Raw genomic sequence first — 10,267 nt, forward strand, 5'->3', positions numbered from 1 at the left:
TCGTTGTTTGTATGGACCAATACGGGATTCGATCAGGCATCGGAGTTCGGCCAGGATCAGGGGGCGGGACCGAAGAGTCCGCTTTTGCTTTCCCGGCGCACAGCCGGCAGGCCCGCAGAAGCGTGAGGCAAGCATGGCGGCCATGGTCGAGGTCATGTGGCGATGCCGGCCGGGACACCACCGGACCCGGTGGCATCCCAGACCGCGCTCGCCTTGGCGGACGGGAAGCGTTCTTTGCGTGCCCACCGCCGTCGGCGACATGAATGAGCTGGTCAAGTGTGGTGCCAGTGGGGCAGTCGGCGACGCATGAGCACCCAGAGGTCATTTCGCTACGGGGTGCAGGACGGCAGGCCGCCGCCCTTCCGGCGACGCGGAGGATCCATGGCTTGCGCATTGCCCCGCACGGCCTTGTGCTGCCTTCCCTGACCCGTCCGCCCCTCACTCCAGCCCGGCCCGCCGGGCTTTCCGGACGTAGCGGATCGGGGCGACGCGCCGTATGGCGGCGTTGGCGAGATCGCGACCCCGGCGATCTGAATCTTCTTGCACCATTGAGGCGCCCCTGACAAGATCCAGTCGCTCGGATCACGAGAGCTGCAATCCATCAGGACCTGGATTCGGATGGCGAAATTCCATTTCAGGATTCCCACCCATGAAGGAGTTGAGGAGCAGTTGATGTCCTTACGTTCCACCCTCGGTGCCGCCCTGGCCGCCAGCGCTGTGGTCGCAGGCCTCGCCGTCAGCCCCGCACAGGCGGCCCACGACGACATGCGTGACCAGGCCGGCCTCGGCGCACCCGGGAGTCGTACCTACAACCCGAACGCGCCGCTGGGCAGCGCGGACAACCCGTTGATCATCGGCGGGCAAGACCAGGCGCTGCTCAGTTCGAAGCAGGTCAAGGGACTGCTGGAGAGCAAGAGAAATCGTTCGGCGCAGGCGGCGAACGGCAACACCGCCCAGCTTGCCTCCGGCTGCGTCATCGGAGCGTACTGGTCGAACTGTAACTCCGTCCCGAACTTCGGCACGATCAACATCGCGACGTCCCTCGGGTCCGACCACCACGAATACATCACCCAGCAGGGATGGCTCTACGACTCGTCGCAGACCTACAAAACCTACATGGACCGCTCGTCAAACGGCGGGGCCTCGTGGCAAGGCCAGCTGGGTCTTGTCCTCAACAACAGCGGATGGGGGGACTCGATATACGACGGCCCTCCGTACGTCTCCCGCGGATGCCTGTACAGCTACACCACGAGCCTCGTCTGGTGCACCGGCTGGCACTGATGAAAGCACCGAATTCCCACGCCGGCATGAATGGTTGACGTCGATCGATAAGCATCGTCGACCGGTCATGTGAATCGTCCGTCCCCGCCTCGTTCCGAGGGCACGGGCGGGCGATCCGAGTCATGCCGAGCGGGAACGGCCGCGGCCGTTCCCGCCGGTACGGCGACTCGCCCGAGGCATCCGCGTCGGCGGCGCGACCCGATGCCGACGTACGGGCGTGAGAGCCCTCCCTATCCGCCCCGCCGGCTGGGCGACTCGGCGTCGCGGGCCAGCAGGCACGGGCTTCCGGTGCCGCCGGCGGCACGGCCCAGGTGTCGGCACCGCTTCCCCGTGCGTGGGGCAGCCCGTACGCGGGGGTGGTGTCGTCCAGCCATGCGGCCTGGTCGTCGACGCTGCGCGTCTCGGCGAGTGGGGTCTCGCTCAAGTCCGCGAGGCGCAGCATGGTGAGGCGCCAGATGTGGTCGGGAAGCATCTCCTTGTAGGCGATGCGGGTGCCGTCCGGAGACAGCAAAGGGCATTCGACGTTGCCCTTGAGCGGTTGCAGGTCGCGTCGGGCGAAGCCCCCACGCATGAGTGAGCGGTTGGCGCCGGAGGACATCGTCGCCCAAGTGGTCGTTTCAGAATGAGTCCGGCGTGAGGTCTTGGCGATCGGTCCTGATGGCGGCAGAGTGGTGCGGGTGTCAGATGATCTTGTGCCTGATCACCTGTGGGATCGTGTCGCCCCGTTGCTCCCGCCTCGTCCGCCGCGGCGTCGGCGGTATCCGGGCCGGCTGCCGGCGGACGACCGTGCGGCTTTGCGCGGGATCGTCTACGTCCTGCGCACGGGCGTGACCTGGGCAGGCGTGCCGACCGAAACGATCGGCTGCAGCGGGGTGACGTGCTGGCGGCGGCTGCGGGACTGGACCGAGGCCGGCGTCTGGCCCCGCCTGTACGCCATCCTCCTCGCAGAACTCCGCAGGGCAGGTCTGCTGGACATGGACGACGCCGCGATCGACGGCTCGCACGTCAGAGCCCTCAAAGGGGGGCTCACACCGGACCTTCGCCGGTCGACCGCGCACGGCCGGGCAGCAAGCACCACCTGATCGTCGACCGGCACGGAACACCCTTCGCCGTCACCCTGACCGGCGGAAACAGGCACGACGTCACCCAGCTGACGCCACTGCTGGACGCGATACCCCGCACCCGAGGGGTCCGCGGGCGGCCGCGGCATCGGCCGGGCCGGCTGTTCGCCGACCGCGGCTACGACTTCGACAAGCACCGGCGCATCCTCCGGGCCCGTGGCATCACCCTGAAGATCGCTCATCGAGGCGTCCCGCATGGTTCTGGTCTGGGAAAGACCAGGTGGGTCGTTGAGCGGACCTTCGCCTGGCTCCACCAGTTCAAGCGATTGCGGATTCGCTACGAGATACGCGCCGACCTCCACCTCGGACTACTCCAACTCGCCTGCAGCATCATCTGCTTGCGACGACTCCGAACCTCATTCTGAAACGATCGGTTACGAGTTGGTGCGTGATTGCGTTGGAGATGCACGGTCCTGAGCTGGTGGTTTTGTCAAACGGTGGTGTTGCGGTCGGAGACGAGGCCGGCGATGGCCCGGTAGGTGTCGGGCAGGGCATCTCGCCGGTGAGTCCAGCGGGTCAGCTGCTTCCAGCGTTTGTGTCGGCGAGGGCGTGTTCGACGGTGATGCGTTTCGATGAGTGTCGGTGCCGGGCCTCTTCTCTGGCGGCGTGCACGTGCGGCAAAGCGATCTTGTTCGGTTTTCTGGGCGGTGTGATCGCCTGGCCAGGATGGTCGCGCCGGAGCCCGAGGTAGCCGTCGTCCAAAAGTACTTCCACGTCCGGGAAGTGCTGGAAACAGACACCGATGCCTTCGTTGCGTGCGGCGGTCGCGTCATGCATCCGCCCTGGCCGCAGGGCATCGCTCCAGAGCGTGCGGCCCCGGGCATCGGCAATGAGCGTTTTCAGCGTGGCCCCTGATCGGGTGACGGGGCGGCGTGAGGCCGGGGTGCGCAACGGACAGGGCTCCCGTGCCGTTGAGGGAGGTGTTCGACGTCTCAACTCGACAGCTCAGGAGCCCTGGTGGTTCCGTATCCTGCCGCACTCGACCTGCCACACGCCCTGGTCGAGTGGGTCACGATGCTCATCGTCACCCGTGAGGGTGACCGGCGGTGCAAACTGCCGCCGCACCGCCGTGCGCTGGTCGCACTCGTGTACCTGCGCCGCCACGACACCCTCGCCCGTCTCGCCGCAGCCTTCGGGATATCCGTCGGCACCGCCCACACGTACGTCACCGCGGTCACCGGCCTGCTCGCCGACCAGGCGCCGGGCCTGCTGAAGACACTGCGCACAGACGATCCGGACTTCGTCCTCCTGGACGGCACGCTCGCAGAGTGCGACCGCGTCGGCGACGGCAAGGCCGACTACTCTTCGAAACACAAGAGGCACGGGGTGAACGTGCAGGTCGTCACAGACTCGGCCGGCGAGATGCTGTCGCCGGCACTGCCGGGCCGGACCCACGACCTGACAGCCGCCCGCACCCACAAGATCCTCCGGATCTGCGAACGCCAGGGAGTCCCGATCCTCGCCGACATGGCCTACATCGGTGCCGGCGACTGGGTCACCACCGCCAAGCGCCGCCCACCGGGCGGTGAACTCACACCCACCGAGCGGACCCAAAACCGGGCCCTGTCCGCGGCCCGGGCACCCGTCGAACGAGCCATGGCGCGACTGAAGTCCTGGCAGATCTTCCGCAGATCCCGCATCAGCCCCAACCGCATGAGCGTCATCGCCAGAGCCGTCCTCACCCTGGAGAGGCAACGCTGAAAACGCTCAATGACAGTGGCCTTCATCGTGTTCTGCTTCTTCTTGCCCGAGACGAACGCGCGGCGTCCGCCGCGGACGGCCAAGGGGCGGCGGACCTGGACCTCGGTGGCGTCCAGCCGCAGCTCGATGCCTTCGGCCTGGGCATAGGCGAACACATCCGTCAGAGTCCGAAGCCGCAGGCCAGGACGGTCGGGAACCGCGCATCCCCGCTCGGCCAGAAGCGCCCGTATCTCACCGACGGCCCGGGTGACAGTAGAGCGGTCGACACCGAACAGCAGGGCGAGGACCGAGTGCGGCAGATCGTGCCGCAGGTGGATCAACGTGGCAACCAGCCGGTCCACGAATACCAGCCGATGCCTGGCGCCAGCACCCGCAGCCCGCCTCCTGGCCCCACCACGTGCCTTGTGGCGGCGGCCCTCGACACCGGTCTGCCACGGGCCGGCCAACTCCGCGACCAGACAAGCGAGATGCTGACGGGAGATACCCGTGAACAACCGATGCGCGAGAACCGTCCGACTGGCCATGATCGTCACAGCCCGGATCATGCCACCCACCAGCACGGACGCTCACCCGCAATCACGCACCAACTCGTTAGAGCCTGGTGATGATGGGCACGGTGGTTCGAGTGTGGGTTTCTGGGGCTCGTCAGGCCGTGCCCGCCGCCGCGCAAGGTCTTCGACTTCTTCCGCCGCTGGGTTCGCCAGGACGTGTTCGCCGCGATCCACGCCGCGCTGGTGAAGGAGGTCCGCCGCCGCGCGGGACGCTCCGAGCAGCCGACGGCCGCGATCATCGACGCTCAGTCGATCAAGGCCGCAGGTCACCAAGGTCTGGGCGGACCACGGTTACGACGGCGAACTCGTGCCCTGGAGCCGCCGGACCCTCGGCCTCGACCTGGAGATCCCCGACCACCCCGGCCGCCGCAAGGGCCAGGGCTTCAAGGTCATTCCCAAACGCTGGATCGTGGAAGGCACCCTGGCGTGGATCACCCGGCGGCGCCGCTGCGTGCGCGACGCCCCGGCAATGGGGGTGCGGTAGACGGGGCGGTCAGTGTTCGAGGTCGGCGCGCATGGCGGCGAAGAGGCGGGCGGCTTCGGCCGGGGTGGTGCGGGGGAAGAGTGCGACGGCGGCGGTGGTGGTGTCGGACCAGCCGCAGATGACGTCGGTGGCGTTGGCGGACTCGGGCAGGCTGAGGCACTCGAGGGATCCGCCGAACGGGCCGGGCTGGTACGGCGTGGCGGTGGTGGGGGTGCCGGTGGAGCCGTTCTGCAGCGCGTAGTCGATCAGGCCGCGCCAAAGGTGCTCGCGACGCTTGTTCGGGTCCTCGGGAACGCTGTCGACGCCGACGAAAAGGATGCGGCGGCCGGAGGTCTGCCCGGCACGGTTGTAGTCGGCGACCACCAGGTTCATGCCGTCACGCATCTCGCCCGGGTCGACCGGGACGTCGGAGACCGCGCTGGCGCCGGTGGCCTTGGTGAGCCCGCCGGCGGTGGCGGCCTCGGCCAGCGTGTGCTTGCCCGAACCGGCGGGCGAGGCGGACCTTGCGGGCGCGGAGACAGGGGCGGAGACAGGGGCGGAGGCGGCGGGAGGGGCTTCGGCTTCGGCTGCGGGGTCGCAGGCGGTCAGCGTCAGCGTGGTTGCGAGGGCGATCGTGGCGAGGAGGGTGCGGGGACCAAGGATGGGCATGGCGGAGTCTCCCGGGGTGTGGCGGTCGGCTGGGCTGCTGGGCCCAATGGCCGTACGCTAGTGGCCGACTGGGCGGGCGGGTGCCCCGAGCCCAGTTCCCTTACCGCACCGGGACATGGTGGTGACGTCAGAGCCTGGTGATGACGGGCACGGTGGTTCGAGTGTGGGTTTCTGGAGCTCGGTAGGCATGCGGAGGGGGCCTCTGGAGAGTTTTTCGTTGCCACGAAACACCCCGGAGGACCCCGTGCCGCAGTTGTACCAACTCGCCGTGTCCGCCGACAACTTCACCGTCCACGCCCACGCCTGCGCGTGTCTGCCCTGCCGGTACGGCAACGTCCCGTCCGGCCCTGTCCACTGTTAGACGACACTCTGCGTGGTGATGAAGTGGAGTGACGGCGACACTCTTGTTGTGCACAGGGTGTAGCGGTGTCTGGGTTCTGAAGGTTGCTTCGTGTGCGACGACACCGTGAGCATGAAGAGCTCATGGACAGCCGGCGGACGGGGCCACCGGCTACGTCGTTCCATCCTCAGGATTAGTTCGTGCCGTCCCATTCATCTGAAGTCATGGGCCTGGCGTCCGGGTAGTGCCGTTGGATCTCACTCAGCACCCACGCGTCGGCTGTGCGGACATCCCAACTGGAACTGTCGAACTCTCTAAGGATCAGCATGAGTTCGCCTCCCGCGTAGCCCTCGAAGTCTCCGTCGACCGCCTGCAGGTAGGGCGCGTCCATGGTCAGCAACTCGAGGGTGGGGATTCCGGTGCCCGCTGAAGCCTTCATCATCTGAGCGAACGCCGGGTGTGGCTGATCGTCGAACATCTGAGCTTTCCATCTCAGCCCGAGGCCGTAACTCCCCAGTCGGACCAGAAGCTCAGCCAGGGTGACGTAGCGCCGATCGGCCGGGCTGCCCGAGTGCAGCGCGCCATCCCGCCAGGCCGCAAAGGTGACCATCTGCATGGGGGATGGCGTTTCAGTCATCGGCTCAGCAACCTGCTTCGATCTCGGAGAGTCGCTACTTCCAGCTCCTCCATTGTCTTAGCTCACACCATCCGGGCGAAATGGATTAGGTCCCGACCTGGTCCGTGGGAGCACACCAAGCCAAGCCGGGCACGCAGGTGATCGGGCGAGTCGAGCATGACCGTTGGCCTGTTTGGAGAGGTTCCGGCTGGTTGTTGCAGGTCAGGCGGAGGTGTCGGTGCTGATCGTGGACTCGGACGTCCTGTTGGTGGAACGGCAGCTGCGGGCAGGCCGGCTTACATGTCCGTCGTGCGGGGCCGTGCTCGCGCCGTGGGGTCACGGGCGGCCCCGGGAGATCTGAGGCGATCTGGGGCCCGGTTGTCTCTGCGGCCACGCCGTACACGGTGCTCGGGCTGCGGTGTCACGCACCTGCTGCTTGCGGAGGCGTTTTGGCCACGGTGAACGGATGCGGCCGAGGTGATCGGGGCCGGGCTGGAGATAGCCGCGCTGGGCATGGGACACCACAGGGTCGCTGCTGTCCTGGGCCTGGCCGAGGGCACTGTCCGTGGCTGGTTGCGGGCGTTCGCCGGACGGGCCGAGGACATCCGGCGGTACTTCACCGTCGCCCTGGTCGCCCTGGTCGCCCTGGTCGCCCTGGTCGCGCTGGCCGATGACCCGGTGATGCCGGATGCGACGCCGTCGACGCTCGCTGATGCCGTCTCGGCGGTCACGGCCGCCCATCGGGCCGCCTCGGCCAAGTGGCCGCAGATGCTCACGGTGTCGCGGTGGGAGTTCGCAGGCCGGGCGATAGGCGGCAAGGTCCTGACCTCGCCTTCTATCGCTATTTGATCAACACGGGCCGCCCTGGGCGGGATCGGAGGGTGCCGGAAGTCTTGACCGTGTCCGCCGGCGAAGCGGCGGGCTCTGTTCGAGACGCGAGGTGGGTTGCCTATGTCACCGAGTGAGGACGAGGACCGTCGCCGGGCGGAGCGGGCCCGGCAGGTGGGTCTGTTCCGCTACGGCCTGATCCAGGACCTGATCGACACGAAGCTCACGACACGCCAGCGCGGGAAACTCGCCCGCGAAAGAGCACACCGACCCGTTCGGCCGGCAAGTCAAGGTCGCCCGCGGAACGCTGGACCGCTGGGTCCGCCACTACCGAGCGGGCGGTTTCCCCGCGCTGGTCCCGGCCCAGCGGCAGGTCACCCCGCGGACTCCGGTGGAGGTGCTGGAGACCTGGCGGCCGCGTTGAAGAAGGAGAACCCCGCCCGCACCGCGGCCCAGATCCAGCGGATCCTGCGGACCACACAAGGGTGGTCGCCGACCGACCGACCGACCGACCGGACGCTGCAGCGGCACTTCGCTGACGCCGGCCTGACCGGCGTCAGCGGCGACAAGAGCGTGTCCGGCCGGTTCGAGGCCACCCGCGGCAACGAGCTGTGGACCGGAGACGCCCTCCACGGACCGAAGATCGGCGGACGGAAGACGTACTTGTTCGCGTTCATCGACGACCACCGCCGGGCGATCGGGGGCCACCGGTTCGGGTTCGCCGAGGACACCGTCCGCCTGGCCGCCGCCCTGCGGCCGGTACTGTCTGCCCGCGGGGTCCCCGAATCGATCTACGTCGACAACGGGTCGGCGTTCGTGGACACGTGGCTGCTGCGGGCGTGCGCGTCCCTGGCCGTTCGCCTCACGCACTCCAAGCCCGGACGGCCTCAGGGCCGTGGAAAGATCGAACGGTTCTTCCGCACCGTCCGTGACCAATTCCTCGTCGAACTCGATGAGGAACGTGTCGGTCAGATTGAGCATCTCACCGAGCTGAACAGGCTGTTCACCGCGTGGGTGGAGACGGTCTATCACCGCACGGTGCACTCGGAGACGGGGCAACCTCCGATCGAACGGTGGCTGGTGTCGGCGTACGGACTTCTCTCCCCAGCTGCGTACGGACGAACGTCCCCAGTTGTTTCTGATCCTGGTGCGCCATGCTGGCTCCATGACAACTAAGGGGTGGGGCGTAGCGGCCGTGGCCTGGAGCGTGCTTGCTGTGCTGTTTCTGGGGATAACGGTGTCGGCCGGGGCTCTCGGGCTCGTGCGGCTGGGACTAGCTGGGAGCGAAGTCCGGGTTCGTCTTTCGCAGTGCCGGCTCGAAAGCAGTCGAAGTGGAAGCCACGTCGAGTGCTCGGGTCGGCTTGTGGGCGACGTGAGCATGAACATTGTGACGGTGCGTTATGACGGCAAGCGAGGGGACGTAGTGCCCGCGGCCAGAACGCCGTGGGGAACCCTTGAGGTGGTGGACAAGAGCTTCACGTCGTGGGGGACGGCAGTTCTGTATCCGCTCCTGCCACTCGTTGCGACGGCGGTGACGTCCTATTTCGCGTTGAGATCCGGCCGTCGAGGGAAGAGGCAGACCGTGCCAAGCAGCTCGTGAGACTCCTATGCCACTTCCGCCTTTCGCTCGATGGCCTTGAAGCGGTTCTTCAGCCGGTAGCTGGGGCCGTTGATGGAGATCACTTCGCAGTGGCGGAGGAGCCGGTCGAGGATGGCGGTGGCGAGGACCTCGTCGCCGAAGACCTGGCCCCATTCGCTGAAGGTCTTGTTCGAGGTCAGGATGATCGAGCCCTTCTCATAGCGCTTGGAGATGACCTGGAAGACCAGGTTCGCCTCCGCTCGTTCGAGGGGCTGGTAGCCGACCTCGTCGACCACGAGGACGCCGGGCCGCAGGTAGGTGCCGAGCTTGTTCGTCAGACGGCCAGCGGCCTCGGCGGCTTTGAGGTTGCGGACCATGTCGTCGAGGCTGGTGAAGTAGATCGAGTAGCCAGCCCTGTCCTCCTTGTGGGGGATGAAGTTCACCGGGAAACGGTCCTTCGGTCCGTCGGCCCCTGCGGGGTCCCCGCAGCTGAACTTGGCGAGTTGCCCGTCGTGTTGGTCCCGTTGCCGCCCTCACCCCGCGATGTCGCCGCTGGCCCGAGGCGATGGATAGACATGGTGCTGGTGCTGGACCAGGAGGCGAGAGGCCGCCTCCGATCCCGTATGGCCGACTGCCCAGACGAAGGACATCGATGGCGAGTTAACCTCCGAGCGGCATCTTAATTCATCCCATAGGCGTAATTTACCTCCCTTACCTGGTCGTCCCAGAGCTAATAGTTGGAAACTGGTCCAGGATGCGGCCGATCACATGATCCAGCCAGGTGCGTCCTGCAGACACATGGAGGGGGATCTTCATGCCCACCGGCACGCTTCGCCTCACCGTCATTGCTGCACTTGCCTCTCTGATGATCGGGGGCGCTGCGGCTGCGACGACAGCTGCAGTCACCCGGGGCGGGGATGGGCCGGCAGACACTGCGGTGCCGGGTGTCGCACCATCTGGCTCCGACGTGTCCGCGGTCTACCTCGACGGCGCTGGCCGGGTGATGGACATGAACGCGGTCAATGAGCCGTTTCCAACTTCACGCTGATGCGTGGTGAAGAACAAGAACAGCCTTCACGATGTCGGTGATGCGGTTGGTGCTGCAGCGGAGTTTCCGG

At 67.1% G+C, this 10,267-nt stretch carries 11 protein-coding genes and 4 pseudogenes; 9 read left to right on the plus strand and 6 right to left on the minus strand.

What is annotated here, in order from left to right; genetic code table 11:
- The first annotated feature begins 672 nt into the window (after window positions 1-672).
- Both ACFCY7_RS24965 and ACFCY7_RS24970 read left to right on the plus strand, forming a co-directional pair.
- Window positions 673-1,281 carry a hypothetical protein gene (locus tag ACFCY7_RS24965; protein WP_376488268.1) on the plus strand — a complete coding sequence of 203 codons (609 nt, stop codon included), beginning with the start codon at window positions 673-675 and terminating at the stop codon, window positions 1,279-1,281.
- A 677-nt stretch (window positions 1,282-1,958) separates the two neighbouring features.
- A protein-coding gene (locus tag ACFCY7_RS24970) for an IS5 family transposase (protein ID WP_376488280.1) occupies window positions 1,959-2,767 on the plus strand; the annotation gives its coding sequence in 2 pieces (ribosomal slippage) (window positions 1,959-2,298 and window positions 2,298-2,767; 810 coding nt in all).
- Between the two features lie 65 nt (window positions 2,768-2,832).
- Here the strand turns inward: ACFCY7_RS24970 and ACFCY7_RS24975 are convergent.
- A pseudogene (locus tag ACFCY7_RS24975) lies at window positions 2,833-3,239 on the minus strand (transposase family protein); the annotation flags it as partial.
- A 120-nt stretch (window positions 3,240-3,359) separates the two neighbouring features.
- Between ACFCY7_RS24975 and ACFCY7_RS24980 the strand changes: the two are divergent.
- The gene (locus tag ACFCY7_RS24980; RefSeq protein WP_376488269.1) at window positions 3,360-4,103 is read left to right on the plus strand and encodes a transposase family protein; all 744 of its coding nucleotides are present in this window, start codon (window positions 3,360-3,362) and stop codon (window positions 4,101-4,103) included.
- Between the two features lie 8 nt (window positions 4,104-4,111).
- On the opposite strand, the pseudogene ACFCY7_RS24985 reads toward ACFCY7_RS24980, so the two are convergent.
- A pseudogene (locus ACFCY7_RS24985) lies at window positions 4,112-4,627 on the minus strand (transposase family protein); the annotation flags it as partial.
- 334 nt (window positions 4,628-4,961) lie between these two features.
- Here ACFCY7_RS24985 and ACFCY7_RS24990 point away from each other — a divergent pair.
- Window positions 4,962-5,138 carry a hypothetical protein gene (locus ACFCY7_RS24990; protein ID WP_376488270.1) on the plus strand — a complete coding sequence of 59 codons (177 nt, stop codon included), beginning with the start codon at window positions 4,962-4,964 and terminating at the stop codon, window positions 5,136-5,138.
- A 9-nt stretch (window positions 5,139-5,147) separates the two neighbouring features.
- Here the strand turns inward: ACFCY7_RS24990 and ACFCY7_RS24995 are convergent, their stop codons facing one another.
- Window positions 5,148-5,786 carry a hypothetical protein gene (locus ACFCY7_RS24995; protein WP_376488271.1) on the minus strand — a complete coding sequence of 213 codons (639 nt, stop codon included), beginning with the start codon at window positions 5,784-5,786 and terminating at the stop codon, window positions 5,148-5,150.
- Between the two features lie 217 nt (window positions 5,787-6,003).
- Here ACFCY7_RS24995 and ACFCY7_RS25000 point away from each other — a divergent pair, with 217 nt between their 5' ends.
- On the plus strand, window positions 6,004-6,147 hold the full coding sequence (locus ACFCY7_RS25000) for a hypothetical protein (protein WP_376488272.1): 144 nt from the start codon (window positions 6,004-6,006) through the stop codon (window positions 6,145-6,147).
- Between the two features lie 172 nt (window positions 6,148-6,319).
- Here the strand turns inward: ACFCY7_RS25000 and ACFCY7_RS25005 are convergent, their stop codons facing one another.
- Entirely contained in the window at window positions 6,320-6,742 is a 423-nt protein-coding gene (locus ACFCY7_RS25005) for a hypothetical protein (RefSeq protein WP_376488273.1), read from the minus strand.
- A 477-nt stretch (window positions 6,743-7,219) separates the two neighbouring features.
- On the opposite strand from ACFCY7_RS25005, the gene ACFCY7_RS25010 reads away from it, so the two are divergent.
- From ACFCY7_RS25010 to ACFCY7_RS25025, 4 genes are all read left to right on the plus strand, one after another.
- Window positions 7,220-7,591 (plus strand): hypothetical protein, encoded by a 372-nt coding sequence (locus ACFCY7_RS25010; RefSeq protein WP_376488274.1) that lies wholly within the window; start codon window positions 7,220-7,222, stop codon window positions 7,589-7,591.
- Between the two features lie 286 nt (window positions 7,592-7,877).
- Window positions 7,878-7,994 carry a hypothetical protein gene (locus ACFCY7_RS25015; RefSeq protein ID WP_376488281.1) on the plus strand — a complete coding sequence of 39 codons (117 nt, stop codon included), beginning with the start codon at window positions 7,878-7,880 and terminating at the stop codon, window positions 7,992-7,994.
- Complete coding sequence (locus ACFCY7_RS25020) at window positions 7,991-8,746, plus strand: DDE-type integrase/transposase/recombinase (RefSeq protein ID WP_376488275.1); 756 nt, start codon at window positions 7,991-7,993, stop codon at window positions 8,744-8,746. The genes ACFCY7_RS25015 and ACFCY7_RS25020 overlap by 4 nt, the downstream gene beginning before the upstream one ends.
- Complete coding sequence (locus ACFCY7_RS25025) at window positions 8,736-9,170, plus strand: hypothetical protein (protein ID WP_376488276.1); 435 nt, start codon at window positions 8,736-8,738, stop codon at window positions 9,168-9,170. The genes ACFCY7_RS25020 and ACFCY7_RS25025 overlap by 11 nt, the downstream gene beginning before the upstream one ends.
- 5 nt (window positions 9,171-9,175) lie before the next feature.
- On the opposite strand, the pseudogene ACFCY7_RS25030 reads toward ACFCY7_RS25025, so the two are convergent.
- Both ACFCY7_RS25030 and ACFCY7_RS25035 read right to left on the minus strand, forming a co-directional pair.
- Window positions 9,176-9,565: pseudogene (locus ACFCY7_RS25030) on the minus strand (ATP-binding protein); the annotation flags it as partial.
- A 623-nt stretch (window positions 9,566-10,188) separates the two neighbouring features.
- Window positions 10,189-10,267 (minus strand): annotated as a pseudogene (locus ACFCY7_RS25035) (IS5/IS1182 family transposase); the annotation flags it as partial.

The sequence above is a fragment of the Streptomyces sp. NPDC056361 genome, from assembly GCF_042262805.1.
Taxonomy (GTDB): Bacteria; Actinomycetota; Actinomycetes; order Streptomycetales; family Streptomycetaceae; genus Streptomyces.

Bases quoted from the DNA above. Each gene is read 5' to 3' on its own strand.
- ACFCY7_RS25005 (WP_376488273.1), bottom strand. From the start codon at position 6,742: ATGCAGATGGTCACCTTTGCGGCCTGGCGGGATGGCGCGCTGCACTCG.
- ACFCY7_RS24995 (WP_376488271.1), bottom strand. From the start codon at position 5,786: ATGCCCATCCTTGGTCCCCGCACCCTCCTCGCCACGATCGCCCTCGCA.
- ACFCY7_RS25025 (WP_376488276.1), top strand. From the start codon at position 8,736: ATGACAACTAAGGGGTGGGGCGTAGCGGCCGTGGCCTGGAGCGTGCTT.
- ACFCY7_RS24965 (WP_376488268.1), top strand. From the start codon at position 673: ATGTCCTTACGTTCCACCCTCGGTGCCGCCCTGGCCGCCAGCGCTGTG.